The organism is Streptomyces sp. NPDC059567, from assembly GCF_042735655.1.
Lineage (GTDB): Bacteria > Actinomycetota > Actinomycetes > Streptomycetales > Streptomycetaceae > Streptomyces.
The window spans coordinates 8,565-26,635 of sequence record NZ_JBHWBS010000026.1; the positions used below are offsets into that span (position 1 = coordinate 8,565).

The 18,071-nt window shown below is 66.8% G+C and carries 16 protein-coding genes; 9 read left to right on the plus strand and 7 right to left on the minus strand.

Annotated elements, in window-relative coordinates; genetic code table 11:
• Positions 1-391: 391 nt before the first annotated feature.
• The 4 genes from ACFVZW_RS14650 to ACFVZW_RS14665 all read left to right on the plus strand — a co-directional run bounded on the left by ACFVZW_RS14650 (position 392) and on the right by ACFVZW_RS14665 (position 4,751).
• Positions 392-952: a MobC family plasmid mobilization relaxosome protein gene (locus ACFVZW_RS14650; RefSeq protein WP_384520837.1), complete on the plus strand. Its 561-nt coding sequence runs from the start codon at positions 392-394 to the stop codon at positions 950-952.
• Entirely contained in the window at positions 949-2,661 is a 1,713-nt protein-coding gene (locus ACFVZW_RS14655) for a relaxase/mobilization nuclease domain-containing protein (protein ID WP_384520839.1), read from the plus strand. Before ACFVZW_RS14650 ends, ACFVZW_RS14655 begins: the two co-directional genes overlap by 4 nt.
• Positions 2,662-2,681: 20 nt before the next feature.
• Entirely contained in the window at positions 2,682-3,674 is a 993-nt protein-coding gene (locus ACFVZW_RS14660) for a plasmid replication/partition related protein (RefSeq protein WP_384520840.1), read from the plus strand.
• A gap of 606 nt (positions 3,675-4,280) precedes the next feature.
• Positions 4,281-4,751 carry a hypothetical protein gene (locus ACFVZW_RS14665; protein WP_384520842.1) on the plus strand — a complete coding sequence of 157 codons (471 nt, stop codon included), beginning with the start codon at positions 4,281-4,283 and terminating at the stop codon, positions 4,749-4,751.
• A 61-nt stretch (positions 4,752-4,812) separates the two neighbouring features.
• Here ACFVZW_RS14665 and ACFVZW_RS14670 read toward each other — a convergent pair whose 3' ends face one another.
• The 6 genes from ACFVZW_RS14670 to ACFVZW_RS14695 form a co-directional block, all read right to left on the minus strand.
• Positions 4,813-5,226: an NUDIX hydrolase gene (locus tag ACFVZW_RS14670; RefSeq protein WP_384520844.1), complete on the minus strand. Its 414-nt coding sequence runs from the start codon at positions 5,224-5,226 to the stop codon at positions 4,813-4,815.
• A gap of 591 nt (positions 5,227-5,817) precedes the next feature.
• Entirely contained in the window at positions 5,818-6,405 is a 588-nt protein-coding gene (locus ACFVZW_RS14675; protein ID WP_384520846.1) for a class IV adenylate cyclase, read from the minus strand.
• Positions 6,406-6,429: 24 nt separating this feature from the next.
• Entirely contained in the window at positions 6,430-7,077 is a 648-nt protein-coding gene (locus ACFVZW_RS14680) for an SAM-dependent methyltransferase (protein ID WP_384520848.1), read from the minus strand.
• Positions 6,995-7,630, minus strand: coding sequence for a hypothetical protein (locus tag ACFVZW_RS14685; protein ID WP_384520850.1), 636 nt, complete (start codon positions 7,628-7,630; stop codon positions 6,995-6,997). Before ACFVZW_RS14685 ends, ACFVZW_RS14680 begins: the two co-directional genes overlap by 83 nt.
• Entirely contained in the window at positions 7,623-8,525 is a 903-nt protein-coding gene (locus tag ACFVZW_RS14690; RefSeq protein ID WP_384520852.1) for a radical SAM protein, read from the minus strand. The genes ACFVZW_RS14685 and ACFVZW_RS14690 overlap by 8 nt, the downstream gene beginning before the upstream one ends.
• A gap of 108 nt (positions 8,526-8,633) precedes the next feature.
• On the minus strand, positions 8,634-9,326 hold the full coding sequence (locus ACFVZW_RS14695) for an HAD family hydrolase (protein WP_384520854.1): 693 nt from the start codon (positions 9,324-9,326) through the stop codon (positions 8,634-8,636).
• 98 nt (positions 9,327-9,424) lie between these two features.
• Here ACFVZW_RS14695 and ACFVZW_RS14700 point away from each other — a divergent pair, with 98 nt between their 5' ends.
• Positions 9,425-10,201, plus strand: a complete 777-nt coding sequence (locus ACFVZW_RS14700) for an XRE family transcriptional regulator (RefSeq protein WP_384520856.1) — start codon at positions 9,425-9,427, stop codon at positions 10,199-10,201.
• Positions 10,188-10,655, plus strand: coding sequence for an NUDIX hydrolase (locus ACFVZW_RS14705; RefSeq protein ID WP_384520858.1), 468 nt, complete (start codon positions 10,188-10,190; stop codon positions 10,653-10,655). The genes ACFVZW_RS14700 and ACFVZW_RS14705 overlap by 14 nt, the downstream gene beginning before the upstream one ends.
• Here ACFVZW_RS14705 and ACFVZW_RS14710 read toward each other — a convergent pair.
• Positions 10,643-11,206 (minus strand): HD domain-containing protein, encoded by a 564-nt coding sequence (locus ACFVZW_RS14710; protein WP_384520859.1) that lies wholly within the window; start codon positions 11,204-11,206, stop codon positions 10,643-10,645. The two genes, ACFVZW_RS14705 and ACFVZW_RS14710, sit on opposite strands and share 13 nt — an antisense overlap.
• A 211-nt stretch (positions 11,207-11,417) precedes the next feature.
• Between ACFVZW_RS14710 and ACFVZW_RS14715 the strand changes: the two genes are divergently transcribed.
• From ACFVZW_RS14715 to ACFVZW_RS14725, 3 genes are read left to right on the plus strand one after another with little or no spacing between them, the layout of a single operon-like run.
• Positions 11,418-14,978 (plus strand): DEAD/DEAH box helicase family protein, encoded by a 3,561-nt coding sequence (locus ACFVZW_RS14715; RefSeq protein ID WP_384520861.1) that lies wholly within the window; start codon positions 11,418-11,420, stop codon positions 14,976-14,978.
• The gene (locus ACFVZW_RS14720) at positions 14,975-16,381 is read left to right on the plus strand and encodes a restriction endonuclease subunit S (protein ID WP_384520862.1); all 1,407 of its coding nucleotides are present in this window, start codon (positions 14,975-14,977) and stop codon (positions 16,379-16,381) included. Before ACFVZW_RS14715 ends, ACFVZW_RS14720 begins: the two co-directional genes overlap by 4 nt.
• Positions 16,378-17,955 (plus strand): N-6 DNA methylase, encoded by a 1,578-nt coding sequence (locus ACFVZW_RS14725; protein ID WP_384520864.1) that lies wholly within the window; start codon positions 16,378-16,380, stop codon positions 17,953-17,955. The genes ACFVZW_RS14720 and ACFVZW_RS14725 overlap by 4 nt, the downstream gene beginning before the upstream one ends.
• Positions 17,956-18,071 lie beyond the last annotated feature (116 nt).

Genomic DNA, 18,071 nt, shown 5'->3' on the forward strand with positions numbered 1-18,071 from the left:
ACCCCTCATACAACCCCCTCTCGACCTCCCCACACCCACCCACACCCCCCCACCCTCCCCCCCCCCCGCTCTTCCTTCCTCCCCCCCCACAACCCCCCCCCCCCCCCCCGACCGCGGCCTTGTCCACACCCTGGGGGCCGCTCCTGTGGATACGCACACATGCCCTCCCCGTGCCCCTGCACCCGCCTCCCGTCCCGCGTATTGGAGAACGCCTGTGCTCCGTGACTCCCACGACGACGCCACTATCAGTACCGACACGGCGTCCCTCCAGCCGAAGTCGTTTACGTTCATGGACCGTTTGCGGCAGGCGTTCGGACGGACAGCCCCTGGCGGAGCCAGTAGTACCCCGAGTCCGACTCAAGGCCGGTCTTCGGGGAGCTCCGCCCCAGGGGTGGCGGAGACGGCCCAGCGCCAGGGGGCGCCGGGCCGGGAGGTCGGGACCGAGGGCGGCCCCGACCCGGACGAGCTCCACGCCGTCCAGCAGCAGATCCTCCGCCCCGCACCCGCCACCGAACCGACAGCCGGCGAGCGAGCGGTGCAGAGCGTGCAGCCGGCGATCCGCCGTTTCACCGGCACCAAGCGGACCGTCCGCGTCGGCCCGCTGCGGTTCACCGGCGACGAGCACGCCGGCCTCCAGGAGGCTGCCGCCGAGCACGGCTACAAGGGGGAATCCGGCTTCGCCGCCGACATCGTCCTCGCGTTCGTATCCGGCCGGTTCACCGCGAACTTGCCGCTGTCCGAGGACCGCCGCCGTATCCACATGTTCCGCGCCCAGGTGCTGCGCGAGCTCAACCGGATCGGCGTCAACGTCAACCAGATCGCCCGCGCGCTGAACAGCGACCTCACCCCACCCGACGTCCGCCACCGTCTCGACGAGCTCCACCGCCTGCTGGAGCTGATCGCCGAGGCCCTGCGCGAACCCGCCGAATCCAGGAAGGACCTGGCTGCGTGATCGCCGCCATCAAACCGGCCGGGTCCAACACCCGTGGCCTGCTCGCTTACCTCTACGGCCCCGGCCGCCACGACGAGCACGCCGACCCGCACATCGTCGCCGGCTTCGCCATGCTCGGCATGCCCGACCCCGGCCGCGACCCCGAGGCCACCCTCACCCAGCTCGCCCGCCACCTCGACGAGCCCGTCCGTCTTCGGAACAGCGAGTTCGGCAAGAAGGTCACCGACCACGTCTGGCACTGCCCCGTCCGCACCGCCCCCGAAGACCGCCGCCTCTCCGACACGGAGTGGGCCGACATCGCCCAGCGGATCGTCGAAGCCGCCGGCATCGCCCCGGCCGGGGACGATCTTGGCTGCCGGTGGATCGCCGTACGCCACGCGGACGACCACATCCACATCCTCGCCACCACAGTCCGCGAAGACGGCCGCCGCCCCAGGCTCCACGACAGCGGCATCCGCGTCGGCGACGCCTGCCGCCAGATCGAGACCGACTACGGCCTGCGCCAGCTGAAGAAGGGCGACCGCACCGCCGGACGCCGGCCCACCCAGGCCGAGATGCACAAAGCCGAACGCCTCGGCTGGGAGCAGACCAGCCGCGACTGGCTCCAGGACCGTATCCGCGCCGCCATCCCCCACGCCGGCAACACGGAGGAACTCCTCGCCTACCTCGAAGCCATGGGCATCGCGGTCAAACCCCGCCGCGGACCTTCCGGCGACCTCCTCGGCTACGCCGTCGGCCGCCCCGGCGACCTCAACAAGGACGGCGAACAGATCTTCCACCCTGGAGGAAAGATCGCCCCCGACCTCACCCTCCCCAAGCTCAAGGCCCGCCTGGAGACCACCGCGCCGGAGGAACACCCCACCGCCCGCCGCGACCAGCCTGTCGCCCCCTGGCACCAGGCCGTCGACGCCCTCGACACCCTTCGCACCAGCATGGACGACGACACCCACGCCCAGGCCCACATCATCGCGCTCGGCGACCTCATCGAAGCCACCGCCCAGAAGGCCCCCAACCACCTCCATGCCGAACTCCGAGCCGCGTCACGGGCATTCGCCCGCGCTCAGCGCTCCCAGGTCCGCGCGGAGAACCAGGCTGCCACGACCCTGCGCAAGGCGGCCCGGGACCTCGCCCACACCGCCACCGGCCCCGACGGCAGCGCCCTGGCGACCCTGCTCGCTGCCCTTGTCTGGGCCACGATCGTCGCCGCCCGCTGGCACGAAGCGAAGAGCCACGCCCACCAGACCGAAGCCGCCCGCCAGACCCTCCACCACCTCCAGAACGCCGCCGACCGCGTCCTCGCGCCCGTCGTCGGCAGCCTCGCCACCCGTCGGCCGAGTGATCAGGCCCGCCGGACCCTGGCCCACGACGTCCGGGCCGCCGTCCCTGACCACGCCGATCGCATCCTCACCGACCCCGCCTGGCCGTCCCTCGCCACCGTCCTCGCCGACGCCGAAGCCGGCGGCCACAAACCCCACCAACTCCTCAAGGAGGCCGCCGCCCAGCGCGAACTCACCACCGCCCGTCAACCCGCCCGCGTCCTGATCACCCGCATCCAGCACACCAGCCGAAACCCCGCCCCCAACCCCCGCGCCGAAGCCGCCCGCCGCCGCTCGACCATGGCGCCCGCGCCCAGCGGACACCAGGCCCGAAGCCCCCAGCCCACCCCAGCACCCGCGACTCCCGCCGATCAGCGCCACCGACGCCGCTGACAGCCACAGAGAGCGCCCCCATGACAGCCACCCGACAGCCATCCACCTACACCACCGAAGCGCACCCGCAGAGTGCCGACCCCACAGCAGCCGACAGCAAGGAGCCCGCCCTGAAGATCCACCCCGCCGCCGACATCTTCCCGATGCTCAGCGAGGACGAACTGCTCGACCTCGCCGAGTCGATCAAGAACGAGGGCCTTCGCAAGGCCATCGTCCTCGACTCCGACGGTGTCCTCCTCGACGGTCGTAACCGTCTCGCCGCCTGCGAGATCGCCGGCGTCGAGCCGCGCTTCACCACCTACACCGGCGACAACCCCCGAGCGTTCATCCTCTCCAGCAACGTCTACCGCCGGCACCTCAGCAAGGGTCAGCAGGCCATGATCACCGCCATGGCCTGTTCCGTTTCGGGACACTCCCTGCGCGACCTGGCCAAGACCCACAGCCTCAGCCGCACCCGCCTCTCCGCCGCCAACGTCGTCCTCGCGTATTCCCCAGACCTCGCCGAACAGGTCCGCGTCGGCGCCTTCCCGCTCGACGCCGCCTACGACATCGCCCGTGAGCACAAGGCGAAGGCCGCAGCATTCCAGGAGAAGCGCGACCGCCTCAGCGAGCAGGCCCCCGACCTCTCCCAGCTTGTCACTGAAGGCCACCTCACCCTCGATGAAGCCATCGCCACGCTGGAGGAACGAGAGGAGGACAACCGCATCCGGAAGCAGATTGCCGACGCCGACGAGCTCCATCTCGCAGACGGCCACACGACCCCACCCCTGGCCCAGCTCGCCGAGCAGGAAGCCATCACCTGGCACCAGGCCCACCAGCGCGCCAAAGAATTCCTGGCCCACAGGCAGGACGCCATCCACCACGCACGGCAGGCCCTGGAACGGATCGCGGAGAACTGGGGCGTCGTCCAGGACCTCTCCGCCCGCCCGAACACCGCCTACGTCCAAGAGGTCACCGCCGGCCTCAGCTCAGCGGCGCGCGCTCTCATCACCAATCTGAACGCCTGCAGCTGACACTTCGAGCACCCCTACGGGGCCAACACCGAAACGGGTTGGCCCCGCAGTCGCTGACTTTCCTGGACCGAGTGATCAGTCGGCGCTGTGGTCGCGGACGCCAGCTCCTCAAGGAGGCCGGCGTCCCAGGCGCCTACTGGCCCCACCACCACCGATAGAGGGAGAAGCGTCGCCGTCTGTGCTGTAGGCCACGGTCAATGGAGATCCCCTGATGCACGCCGATGCGGCTCGAACGCGAAGGTCAGGTGTGCAGTCCGACATCTCCAACTCGATGCCCATCAAAGGACTTCACGCCTACGCTGGGCTTGCTGTGTCCGAAGGGTCTGAACCCATCCGGGCGTTCAGGCTTCTCAGCGCGAAGGGAACGCTTTGCCCACTTCCCCTACTGAGAAGGGCCGGTGTCGGCTCTGCGGCGGCGCCATACGGATAGATCGGCGTACCGGGAAGGTCCTCGCCCATCCTCGCGCCGACCGGCGAGTAGGGCAGTGCCCGGAATCGGCGAAGCAGCGCTATCAGCCTGGGGCGCCCCAGACGCCCCTCTACAGGGTCGGCCCCTCCGACAGCTCGCCTTCCGCGCCGCGACGCCCTCGCAGCACGATCCGGGAAGTGCCCGTGCCGAGACCGTCGTGGATTCCGCTGTGGGGTGACATCGACGCCCCCATTGTCACCCTCCCCGCCAAGGGACGCACCGGCTACTGGATCCCCAAGCACGGCTGGCAGAAGCACGAGCAGTTCGTGCACGACTACGTACACGGGCGAGCCAGGCCGGAGTGGGAACGGGACAACGACTCCTGGGCTGTGGCCACGGACCACTTCATCGAACTCGCCGGCACCCTTGTCCAGCGGCACGGCCGCATCCTGCTGGGCAGGGAGTTCAACCGCTCCGAGAAGTGCAACCCTCGCTGTATGAGTGCCCTCGGCCATGTATGCACCTGTTCGTGCCGGGCGCGCAATCACGGCGGTGGCCGATGGATGAGCGGATGGCGCATCGCAGACGACACCACTCTGATGGTCAACGGGCGCTCGTGGAGCTGGACCATGTTGGAGAAGATCCCGGCTGAGGCGTCTCGCCGTTGATCAGCCGCCCAACAGGAGGACGCCACTCTCCTGTGCGCGTGATCCCTGGCCCCGAGACCCTTCAGGCAGGCAGGGCCGTGTCGAGGTAGTCCTGCACCGGCTCGAACACTCCGTACGGCACGTACTGCGGGATCTCGCCATGGGTGACCCAGGCGAGCTCGGCTACCTCCTCGGTGTCCGCGACATGAGCGGTGCCGCCCACCACCTCGCAGACCGTGTACGACATGAGTCGACCCGTCTGCGGGTGGATCCGCTCGCCGAGCAGCTTCACAGCGGCCACGGTCAGCCCGGTCTCCTCTTGCGTCTCGCGCACTGCCGCCTCTTCACGGCCTTCACCGGGCTCGACCTTGCCGGCCGGGAACTGCCAGGAGAGTTGCCCCTCGCTCACCCGGCGGCGCACCAGGAGGACGCGTCCCTCGTGAACGATTACGGCTGCCGCTACGCCCGGCTGATTCTCCGAGTGCTGCTGAGTCACGTCTACTCCTCCGAGGCGGCCACGATGGGCGAAACGACAGTACCGAGAGGGATGAAACAGGACACCGTGTCACTGAGAACTGCCCAGGGACCGCCGTTCTGGCGTTGGCATCATCGGCGCCAAGTCTCGGCAGAGTGAAACCCGCCCTGGCCACAGGGCTCATGCCGTGGGGGACGGCCAGGCACTTCCGTGACCAGGGCGGGGGCTTAGCGGCGTAGGAACCTGCTTTGGCCTCGGTGCCGACCAGAACGCCGTTCAGCGGGTGCACCGGATCCTGCGGTCTGGCTCGGGTGTGGAGCGTGAGCCGACTGGTCATCGAGGAGGATCGATCGCCAGACCCGCTCCTGAAGCTCCTGGATGCAGGGGCCGCAGGCGTACATCGCTGCTTGGGCACCGGCGACACTCGCGGGGCCGATCCAGAGAACGCGGGTCCATCGCTGTCCGCAGTAGAGCCAGCAGAGGCCGTTGACCCACCCGTTGCCGTCGTCGGTCGCTGCCGGCGCGGGCAGTCCGCTGCGGGCGAATTCGGCGATTCCAGGGATCACCCTGTTCGGCAAGGCGAGTTCTGTGAGCATCGCTTCTCGCCTGAGGTCACCGGCCTCGGACCGGTGCGGAGGGAACCTCCTGCTTGTCGGAATCGGCGAAGAGGAGCGTGGGCTCGGCGAGAATGTCGCGGCCGGCCTCGCTCTTGTAGATCTCGTCGACGCTGCCGAAGCGGGCTTCGGTGTAGTCGAGGTCGAGCAGGTCGGCGGCCTGGCGGACGGATGCCTCGTCCGGGCCCTCGATCTCGACGAACGTGGGGAGGTCCGGCCAGGTGTCGAAGTCGAAGGCGACCTCGCCCAGGCGCCACTCCTCGCGGTAGTTCTCCTGGTAGCGGACCTCGGTGAGGCCGAGACGGCGGAGGATGTCGGCCATGGCGTGGAGGTCCGCAACCTCGGTCTCGATCTCAGTGGTGCCGTCGATGGTCGTCGCGTCGGTGACCTGCTTGAGGGTGAGAGTGGAGCGGGTGCCCTCGTCCCGCAGCCGGAGCCACGCGCCGCCGTCGAGGGCGTCGTTCTCGAAGATCTTGCGGGTGAGGAGGGTACGGGGGAACGCTCGCGTGGCGCCCAGTGCGGTGAGCTTGTCCTGCAGGGCGATGACGTCGACGTTGAGGAACTTGGCCTCGTACTCGTGCTTCATGGTCCTCTTCCTCGTTGGGTGCGATTACCTGGGGGTGTGGGCCGCGATGAGCAGACCCATGCGGTGCGTATGGTCCTGGGGCTGGCCGAGGTGCGGGCGCTCGACGAACTCGTTCGTGCGCACCGTGAGCAGGACGTCCCAGCCGGGGGCGAAATGGCGGGCGAGTCTCTCGGGCGAGGTGTAGTGCTCGATGAACTGGTGGCGCTCTTCGATGGGCATCATGAACTCCGCGCCGAACAAGCCCCCTTCGCGAACGAGGACCTGCATGCGGCGGACGAAGTCGCCGAGCGGGCTGTGGTGGTTGGCACTGTAGTGCCACGAACAGCTCGTCCAGACTGCGTCGCAGTGGCCCGCGGGGAGCTCGGCCGTGAGGAAGTCCTCGCCGATGACCTGGACCCGGTCGTGGAGTTCCTCGACCTTGAGGCGGTCGATGAGGCCGGGGGCCTGGGCTTGGTTGTCACCCGGAAGGCTGACCTCGCCTCCGTGGAGAGCGAAGGGGTCGCGCTCGATGGCGATGACGCGGTAACCGGCGGCGGCGAGGGGCAGCACGAACTTGCCGTCGCTCGCGCCGACGACCGTGACTGTGGCGTCAGGAGACGTGCGTTCCTTCAGGGCGGCGAGGAACTGGGGGAAGAACGTGAGGGTGTGCTCCCACAGGCTCTGCGTCTGCACGGCGATGTCCTTCCTGGGTGGTGAGGATCGTCTGGACGATCTGCTGCGGGGCACGCCCGGTGGTGTCGATCCGATGCATCGGGAACTGGGCGTAGGCGGTCGAGATCCGGTCTGCGTCTTCCTCGCTCATCGCGTCCCACCGGGAGATGGGCTTGATCCGTTGGGCGAGGCGCCGCTGCCGTTCGTCCTCCGTGCACAGCAGGTGGTACGTCGTGGGCTGGGGCAGGTCCGGTGGGAGGGTGACGCCGAGACGGGCCCCGAAGGCATGGTGGTTCGCGAGGCACCGGGCGAAGTAGCTCTCGACGACGACCGGGGTGCCGGCGGCGAGGTGCTCTCGGATCTCCTCGGCGGCCGTGAACAGGGCCGAGAGGTAAAAGCACAGGCGGGCCTCGACGCTCTCCCGCAGATCCACCTGGCGCCGCAGCGGCTGGTAGAAGAGCGGCACGGTGGGGACCAGGACGGCGCCCCTGGCCGCCGCGAGCAGTGGCGCGACGGTGGACTTCCCGCTTCCCCGTAAGCCTTCGAGCGCTTCGAAGAACGGCCGGTCAGGCACGGGCATACACCACGTCCGGGACGGCGAGGGTGAGCTCATCGGTGGCGGAGGGCCGGTGGACGATGTGGTTGGCGGTCTTCTCGTACCAGAAGGCGTGCGAGTCCTTGCCCACGGCCTTGCAGGACATGGTGAGCGCGCCGCGAGGGTCGGCCTCGATCCGTTCGATCTCGCGAGGGCGGCCGGCCGGCGCGCAGATCTCTGGAGCCCCGCCCTCGGCGAGGTCTTCGTCGAGGATCACCTCGATGGAGAGCCCGGCCGTCCGTAGGTCCTCGCGGAGGTGGGTGTACGCGGTCGGGTTGCCGACCAGGAGCTCGGGGTGGTGGGCGGCGTTGCCGACCGGGCGGAGGCAGTGAAGCTTGAGCTGCCGGGCGCCGAACCTCTGCATGACCCGCGCCAGGGGCAGCACCTCGTCGATGTTCCGGGAGGTCACGGTCATCGTCGCGGCCGTCATGACGCCGAGCTCCCGAGCGAGGTTCAGCGTGCTGAGCGCGGCGTGGTAGCTGCCCTGCCTGCGGATGTCGTCGTTGGTGCCGGCGACGCCCTCCAACGAGACCCGCAGCAAGTCCACGTAGGGAGCGATCTCGGTGAGGCGACGCTCGATCCGGTAGCCGTTGGTGCAGATCTCCACCTGCATCCCCAGCTCCTGGCGGGTGTAGCGGACGACCTGCGCGAGCTCCTTGTAGAGGAAGGGCTCGCCGCCGAGCAGGGTCACCGCCTCGGTGCCGTACTCCTCGCGCATGAGCCGGATGAGTCCGACAGCCTCCTCGGCGGTGAAGGCGTCGGCCTGCTTGAGACGCTCGCCGTGGAAGCAGTGCAGGCAGGAGAAGTTGCAGCGGTACAGCAGCTGCAAGTACAGCATCCGGATCCTGCGGATTCCGGTGACGTCGCGGATCACGCGGGCCTCCTAGGTCAGTTGACTGGCGGGGAGGATCCGATCGTGTCCGTCCAGGCGTGGACGGCGTCACCACGTAGGCGGACGGTCCGAGGACGTCCTGGGACGTTTTCAGCGCCTGGCGATGCCCGCAAAGTGGCTCATCAGCCCTGCGGTGTCCGAAAGGTCAGGCAATACGACTACCGCGCCGGTTGCGGCCAGCTCCTCCTGACTGTGAATGCCCGAGGCGACGGCGACGACGTGAGAGCCCGTGGAGAGTGCGGCTTCGACGTCCCGCGGCGTGTCCCCCACGAGGACGACTGGGACGCACTCCTCCGCTCCATAGGCGCACCGGATTCGCTCTCGCGCCACCGCCACGAGATCGGGACGCTGGAATCCGTCGGCTCCGTAGGCGCCGACGGAGAGGTCGAGCAGAGAGTTGAGGCCGAAGGCGGCGAGCTTGACCTCGGCGTTCGCCGCAATGTTGCCCGTGAGTACTGAGGACACCCACCCCTCCGTCTCCGCAACGCACTTGAGCGCGTCGCATGCACCCGGCAGGGCCGTACCGCGCACCCGTAGCTCCGCGAACCGCTCCTGCCCGGCATGGGCCAGGGCGTCCTGGATCCGGCCCCATTCCGGCTCGGGAACGTCGTGCCGAACGAACAGCTCCCGCATGATCAGGCGGTCCGTACGCCCCTCCGTGCGTGCGGGCTCGGTCGGCGCGAAGCCGGCCAGCGCGGCGAACGCGGCGGAGTAAATCTCCTTGCTCACCCCCGCGTTGTCGATGAGCGTGTGGTCGATGTCCCACAGGATGCTGAGCTGCATACCGCCAGCGTAAGCACTGGCTTGATGTCGCCCGGCGCCGTGGAAACGTCCCACGACGTCCTTGCCCTTCCCCTCACGACTCGGCTTGTATTGCGTCCGTGAACGAGCGACTTCACTCCGTGCTCGCCCAGCGCGGTGTATCTCCAGAATCGCTCGCCGAAGCCTGCGAAGTGGACCCCAAGACCGTCGGCCGCTGGCTTGGCGGACGCGTGCCCCATCCACGGCACCGCTTCAGCGTTGCTCAGCATCTGCGTGTCGAGGAGACCTTCCTCTGGCCCGCACCGCTGTCGCGCAGCGGTCGGCCTGGCACCGGCTTAGGCAGCGGCGAGATCATCGGCACCTACCAGAACCGGGCCAGCGTCCCCCGAGACACGTGGCTCGCCCTCCTCCGGGGCGCCCAGCGGCAGATCGATGTCCTGATCTTCTCCGGCACCTTCTTCGCCCAGACCAACCCGCACGTCGCCAAGATGCTCGCCGAGCGCGCGGCCACCGGGGTGCGCGTACGTCTCTGCTTTGGCGACCCGAGCGGCAACGCAGCCGCCATGCGAGGCCGCGAGGAGGGCATCGGCGACACCCTCGCCGCCAAGATCCGCGCCTCCCTCACCTACTACCGCCCGCTGCTGTCCGAAGACGGATGCGAGGTGCGGCTCCACGACACCACCCTCTACAACTCCCTCTTCCGGTACGACGACGACCTGCTGGTCAACCCGCACGTCTGGGGCCAGCCGGCGAGCGCCAACCCCCTGTTCCACCTGCGGCGAGTGGATGCCACCGGCTGGTTCGACAACTACGCTCAGAGCTTCGACGCCGTCTGGGCCGGCGCACGGCCCTGGACGCCCGATCACGAGGGGACCGCCGCACATGGGCAGGACTGAGTACTACAACGACCCCAACGCCCCCAAGGCCAACACCCTCATCCCGGCCAGCAACCTGCTGGCCGTCGACGACAGCGGCGCCATCCTGCTCCAGCGCCGCCGTGACACCGGTCAGTGGGCACTGCCGGGCGGGGCCCAGGACATCGGTGAGACGGCGGCCGAGTGCGCGGTGCGCGAATGCCTGGAGGAGACGGGGATCGTCGCCGAGATCACCGGATTCCTCGGCGTTTACACGAACCCCCGCCACATCGTGGCGTACACCGACGGTGAGATCCGCCAGCAGTACGAGAACACCTACATCGGCCGCCCCGTCGGCGGCGAGCCCACGATCAACGACGAGGCCGACGGCGTCCGCTTCGTCCAGCCGGCCGACCTCGACCAGTACGACATCCACGCCAGCATGCGCCAGCAGATCGGCGACTACCTCGCCGGCACCTACCCCTACCTGGGCTGAGCCGCCAGCGCCGCCTCCACCCGCCCCACGGCGCCGAAGATCTCCGGCGCCGCCCGACGGATGAACCGCCCGACGACGCTGTCGTCCCCGTAGCGGCCCAGGATCTCCGCGACACGCTCCTCGGCGGTGGTACGGCCGCCGTCGGGAGTGGTCGTCATGTCGCAGTACACGAGCGCATCCACCAGCAGCGGCTCCTCCAGCAAGGGGAACTCGCTCGCGAGCTCCTCCCTCAGCCCTCGCTCCTCGGCCTCCAGAAGCGCGAACGTGTGGTTCGCGACCAACCGCACCAGCCGCTCGTCAGCCCCGTGCTCGTCGCGAAGGAACCGGGCTCCGTCCAGCGGATGGAAGCCGGTCGCCGCGAGCCGGGGCGCGTACCCGACGTCGTGCAGGGTGGCGGAGGCGATGAGCAGGCCGAAATCTCGGCCGAGAACCTGACTTACTTCGGCAGCGCGCTCGGCCACTCCCTGCGTATGCGCCCACCGTCGTGGAAGCGCGCTGCTGAGTTCGGCCTCCGCGACCTGCGTCGCCCATTCATCGATCAGATCACCCATGCGAGCTCTCTGCCCGGGGCATGGCTCGTACAAGCGTGGCCAAGGATGTGACTCGTCTCGGTCCCGGCTAGCACCGGTCATGCCCGCACCACAGGTCAGAAGATCAATTTTCATCTCCCGCTGTCTGTCTGGCTTCTAGACTTGTGCCGATTCGACACAGCAGGACGCATCAATGGCCGGTGCCACGAGGATGGAGTAGCTGGTGGGGGACATGGACGAGCGACTTAAGAATCTGGCGAAGTCCTCTCCGAACTTCGGCATCCTCTATCCACTGAAGCCTCTGCTGTCGCTCTACGGCGCCCAGGCCGAAGCCACGGTCTTCACCAACCCGAACTCCTCGCTCGTCCAAGCGGGCCAGTTCGGCGAAGTCCTCGCAGAGGAGCTGATCACTCGGATCGGCATGCGCGTGGATGGCAATCGCCAGATCGACCGGCTGACTGCCCTGACGCGAGCTGGCGTCCTGATCCCTGAGACGCGCCGGGACTTCGATCAGCTGCGGGTGGATCGCAACAAGGCTGCCCACGCCCACCTGTTCGACACAGCGCGAGCGCTGGACGCTGTGAAGGTCTGCTACAAGCTCGGTCTCTGGTTCCACGATGCGATCTTTGACCGCCGCACGGTTGCGGAATTTGTGCCACCCACGGACCCGCAGGCGATCGAGCGCATCTCGGATCCGGGCGAGGCCGCGGAGCTGAACGAGGCACTCGATGGGCATCGTGAGGCCCTGACCCGGGCGCGCACACGCCTCACTGAGTCTGCGAGTGAGCTGGAGGCCGAGCGGAAGGCACGCGCCGAGGCGGAGCGCCTTATCTCGAGTGCCAGCGCGAACAACGCCGAGCTCCTGGCCCAGATCGAAAAACTGTCGGCGCAGGTCGCCGAGATGCGTGTTACTCAGACAGCCGCCTACGAACAGGCCCGCCAAGCCCCGCGCAAGGTCGATCCGGCAGCCCGCGATGCGATCATCCACCGCGCACAGCGGCGGGCCCCGCTCAATGAGATCGAAGCTCGTAAGGAGATCGACAAGCTGCTGCACGCCGCCGGCTGGGTGGTGCAGGACCGCAGCGAGGTCAACCCCATGGCAGGCCCGGGCGTGGCCGTGCGTGAGTTCACGCTTGCCACGGGACGGGCCGACTACGTCTTGTACGTGGACGGACAGATCGCTGGCGTCATCGAGGCCAAGCGCGAGGGTACGCACCTGGCCAGCGCGGTCGCGCAGAACGACCGCTACGCGGGCGGAGTACTCAAGGAGCACCGGCTCGCCGTGTGGCGCGAGGACGAGCCGTTCGCCTTCCGATACGCGACCACGGGTACCGAGACGTACTTCATCAACCGGTTGGACCCTGAGGCGCGGTCTCGTGAGGTGTTTGCCTTCCACAAGCCGGAGACCATTGCCGACTGGATGCGGCGGGCTGAGGAGCATCCGGCAGCCCCGACCTTCCGCGCCGCCTTGCGCAGTGTTCCGGAGCTGCACCGCAACGGCCTGCGGCCGGCGCAGTTCGAGGCGGTCAAGAACCTTGAGAGCTCGCTTGCCCTAGACAAGCCGCGGGCACTGATTCAGATGGCGACGGGTGCGGGCAAGACCTTCACCGCCGTTGCCCAGACGTATCGGTTGCTCAAGCACGCCCGAGCCCGTCGCGTGTTGTTCCTGGTGGACCGTAACAACCTGGGCAAGCAGGCGCTAGACGAGTTCCGGAAATTCACGACCCCGGATGACGGCCGCAAGTTCTCCGACATCTACAACGTCGAGCGCCTGGGCGCCGCAGGGCTGCAGGACAGCAGCTCGGTGGTGGTCTGCACGATCCAGAAGATGTACCGCCTGCTCACCGGCGAGCACCTCGTCGACGACGATCCGGTCGACGAGGCGAACGACGACGTGGCGTATGAACAGTCCTACGCCACTGAGAGGCCCATTGAGGTCGGATACAACCCGGCTGTGCCGATCGAGTCCTTCGACCTGATCATCGTGGATGAGTGCCATCGCTCCATCTACGGCCTCTGGCGCGCGGTGCTGGAGTACTTTGACGCCCACCTTGTCGGGCTCACCGCCACGCCGACCCTCCAGACCCTCGGCTTCTTCGGCCGAAATCTCGTCTCCGAGTACACCTACGCGCAGGCCGTAGCCGACTGCGTCAACGTCGACTTCGACGTCATCCGCATCCACACAGATTTGCGGGAGAACGGCGGCGCGACCATAGAAGAGGGCACGACGGTCAAGATCCGTGACCGGAAGACCCGCTACCAGCGCTACGAGCAGCTGGCGGACGATTTCACCTACACCACACGTCAGATCGGACGCTCCGTGGTGGCCGTCGATGAGATCCGAGCCGTTCTCACCGCATATCGGGATAACTGGCAGCGGTGGTTCCCAGGCCGCAAAGAAGTCCCCAAGACGCTGATCTTCGCGGTCGGTGAGGACCACGCCGAGGACGTTCTTGCTCAGGCCAAGGAGGTCTTCGGGCGGGGAGACGAGTTCGCCAAGAAGATCACGTACAAGAGCCGCAAGGCTGGCGAGGACCCTGACGAGCTAATCCGTGCCCTGCGGACATCCCCGCGCATGCGGATCGCCGTGACCGTTGACATGATCGCGACCGGCACGGACGTCAAGGCGCTGGAGTGCGTGATCTTCCTGCGAGAAGTGCGCAGCGCGGTCCTGTTCGAGCAGATGAAGGGACGAGGTGCCCGCACGATCGACGCCACTGAGCTGCGTGAGGTCACCCCTGGCGGGGATGAGCGAGTGCGCAAGGAGCGCTTCGTCCTCGTGGACGCAGTTGGCGTTACCGACTCCCCGCTTGTGGACGCACGGCCGCTCGTTCCGGCCGGGGAGCGCCAGGTCTCCCTGGCCAAGCTCCTCGACAAGGCCGGCACCAAGTCGATCAGTGCCTCGGAGGCGGAGATCCTCGCTGGCCGTCTCGCCCGCCTGAACCAGCAGCTCAACGCTGGCGAGCGCGACCAGATCACCAAGGCGGCAGGCGGCCTCGAACTCTCGGACATCGCGGGCGCGATCATGAAGGCCGCTGATCCCGACAGGCAAGACCGGGCCCAGGCGGAGGGGGGTGAGAAGGCGGCCCACGCGTTGATCGCCGCCGCCGTCGCCCCCCTCACCGCCAGCCCTGACCTGCGCCAGCTGATCATCGAGATCCGCCGGGACAAGGACTATGTGATGGATGAGACCACTGCGGTCGCCGTCACCGACGTTCACGCGATCCCCCGAGAGGAACGGGCCCAGGAGCAGGTCGACCGCTGGAGCCGCCTCCTCGAGGAGGAGCGTGACAAGATTGCCGCGATCTCCATCGCGGTTTCCAGTCCACGTTCCGTTGCCCCAACGGAGGCATACGCGGCGCTCAAGGAGCTGGCCGACAAGATCCGGCGTCCAGACTTTGCCTGGACCCCGCAGGTCCTGTGGACCTACTACGAGGACCTCGGCCGTGCGACCGAGCGGACCGGCAGGGAAGCCGGCGTGCCCGACCTCATCTCGCTCATCCGGTACGAGCTCGGCGTGGACTCGGAGCTGAAGCCGTACCGTGAGACGGTGGAGGAACGCTTCGAAGGCTGGTTGCTCCGGCAGCGGCAGGTCGGCGTGGAGTTCACAGAGGACCAGATGTGGTGGCTGGAGGCCATCCGCGATGTTGTTGCCAGCGATGTCGGTATTGCTCCCGCGGACTTCCGAGCTGAGCCGTTCGCAGGACGCGGCGGTGGTGTGGGGCTTGCTCTGGCATTTCCGGCACGGGATCCACATGAATTTTTGAATGAGCTGAATCGAGAACTGGCTTGAGTGACACGGAATTTCCGCCTGGGTGGGTAGCGGCTACCCTAGGAGAGGTGGCTGACTGGGGTAGTGGAGGAACTCCGAAAAGCGGTGTTTCTCGCTATTATGGTGGAGATATTCCGTGGGTTGTTAGCGGTGACCTTAACGACGGGGTAGTGAAACTCACCTCCTCTACGTTGACGTTGGACGGACTCCAGGAAAGTTCTGCAAAGTGGATCCCCGAAGGTGCCGTCATGATCGCTATGTACGGCGCGACCATTGGTAAGCTCGGGATCGCTGGTCAAGCGCTAACTACGAACCAGGCTGTCGCGTCTGCCATTCCTAAGCCTGGGTTGGTGACCGCTAGGTACCTATTCTGGTATCTGAGGTCTCAGCGAGATGCGTTTCGGCGGGCAGGTAAAGGGGGCGCCCAGCCGAATATTAGTCAGACAATCCTCAAATCTTGGCCTATCTCGCTCCCTCCGATTGAAGAGCAGCAAAGGATCGCTGACTCCATTGAGGGTAGCGTCTCGCGGCTCGATAATGCGTTGGGGCAATTGACGCTTGCGCGCTCTCGAAGCTCGCGACTTTCGGAGCGAATTCTTGCCGAGTTGCTCTCTGGTGTCACTCTTCGCCCACTGTCGGAGCTAATTTCTTCTCCTCTGATTAATGGTCGATCTGTGCCGACTGAGGATGGTGGTTTTCCCGTCCTGCGGCTCACCGCCCTAAAGTCTAATGAGCTGAATCTCGCCGAACACAAAGAAGGTCGCTGGTCTGCTGAAGATGCTGCCCCTTTTTTGGTCAGTCGGGGGGACTTCCTCGTCAGTAGAGGAAACGGATCAAAGAGGCTGGTCGGGAGAGGGGCCCTGCTTACCCGCAGACCCTTCCCTGTCGCCTTCCCAGACACGATGATCAGGATTCGCGTAAACCCGGAGGTAATTCTTCCGGAATTCATTCAGGCTGTCTGGAATTCGCAAATAATCCGTCGGCATATTGAGGGTAATGCGCGGACTACCGCGGGGATCTATAAGATCAACCAGAAGATCTTGGGGGCGACGCCAGTCCCGGTCGCCTCCATTGCGCGGCAGCGGGAGATCTTGGCGCTCCTTGATGTGCAGCTGCCCCCGCTTGTTCGGGCGCAGCAGATGGCTTCTCGTGTGCAGTCCCGGGCCGAGCATCTTCGGGCAGCCCTCCTGCGGACTGCATTCGTGGGTGGTCTCGTTGACCGTGATCCCAAGGCGCAGCCCGTCCAGTTCTTCTTGGAGCAGATTCGAGCGGAGCAGGCTGATGGTGCCAGGCGCGCAGGCAAGGGAGGCGCCCGTTCAGGCCGCGCGCCTTTGGCCGCCATGGCCGTGGAACCCCCAGGGCAGGATGTCCCCACTAGTTTGCCCCCCAACGAAGTCATTCAGCAGGAGTTCGAGATCTCATGAGGTCCACTGAAGCCGTTCCGACGTTCGTCGGCGCAGCTGACCCGCAAACCCGCTCTCTCGTCGCCAAGCTCTGGAACTACTGCAACGTCCTGCGCGACAACGGTCTGTCGACCATCGAGTACGTTGAGCAGCTCTCCTATCTGCTCTTCCTGAAGATGGCTGACGAGCTGGCAGCCGATCCGTTTGCCCAGGAGGCGGCTGATCCGATCGTGCCGTCAGGTTTGGACTGGCAGTCGCTTGTCTCCAAGCGTGGAGAGGAGCTGGAAACGCATTACCGTAAGGTGCTTACGGAACTCGGCAAGCACCCTGGCACCACGTTGGGCACCGTTTTTGCTAAGGCCCAGAATCGCATCACTGAGCCCGCCCTCCTCGAAAAGCTAGTTGTCGAGCTGATCGGTAAGACCGCCTGGGTACTGGAGGGCACTGACCTCAAGGGTGACGCCTACGAGGGACTGCTCGCCAAGGGAGCCGAGGACACCAAGACTGGCGCTGGCCAGTACTTCACACCGCGCCCCCTGATCGACGCCATGGTCCAGGTGATGCGACCGGGCCCCGCAGACACGATCACCGATCCGGCTTGCGGGACTGCTGGCTTCTTGATCGCGGCGCACAGCTATATTCGCCAGCACCACCTCCAGGGGCTCTCCCGTGAGCAGCGCCTTGCACTCGGCCAGGGGACCATCTGGGGCAATGAGCTAGTCCCCGGAACTGCCCGCCTTGCCGCGATGAACATGCTGCTGCACGGCATTGGTGAGGCTGGCGGCGACTCCCTCATTGCCACGGGCGATGCACTTGCGGACGCACCGGTTCGGCGTGCCTCGCTCGTCCTCGCCAATCCTCCGTTCGGCAAGAAGTCGGCGATCACTGTTGTGGGGACGGACGGCAAGACCGACCGAGAGGACATTTCCTACGACCGGTTCGATTTCCGCGCGACGACGACCAACAAGCAGCTGAACTTCCTGCAGCACATCATGTCGCTGCTGGAGATGGACGGCCGGGCGGCGGTCGTCCTGCCAGACAACGTCCTGTTCGAGGGTGGGGCTGGTGAGAGGATCCGCCGCAGGCTCCTCCAGGAGTTCAACCTTCACACGATCTTGCGCCTTCCTGCGGGAATCTTCTACGCCGGTGGCGTCAAAGCGAACGTCCTATTCTTCGAGAAGAAGCCCCCGCGGGCAGACGAGATTCCCAACACCTCCGAGGTCTGGGTGTACGACTTTCGGACGGGTATGCACTTCACGCTGAAGCAGCGACCGCTCCGTCTTGTTGACCTGGCCAGCTTCATCGAGGCGTATAGCGCCGACGATCGTTCGGGGCGCAAGGAGACCGAGGACGGCCGCTTTAAGCGGTTCACGTACGAGGAGCTCATCGCCCGTGACAAGGTCAACCTCGACGTCACGTGGTTGAAGGATCCGGCGCTCGACGACGCCGACAGCCTGCTTCCTCCCGAGGTCATTGCCCAAGAGATCGTGGAGGACCTTCAGGCCGCCCTCGCCGAGTTTGAGGCTATCGCCGAGGCGCTGGGCGGCGAGGTCAAGCCGGACGTTGCAGCCGAGGAAGTCATCGCCGAGGCGTGACCCCTTCTTGCGGTAACTTACGTCCCGCCCGGCGCGGAAACCTCAACGGTTGTGCCGCACTCTGGGCGGGACGGCGGCAGGAGGAAGGCGCTGCCGGCACAGCGAGATCGGCTCAC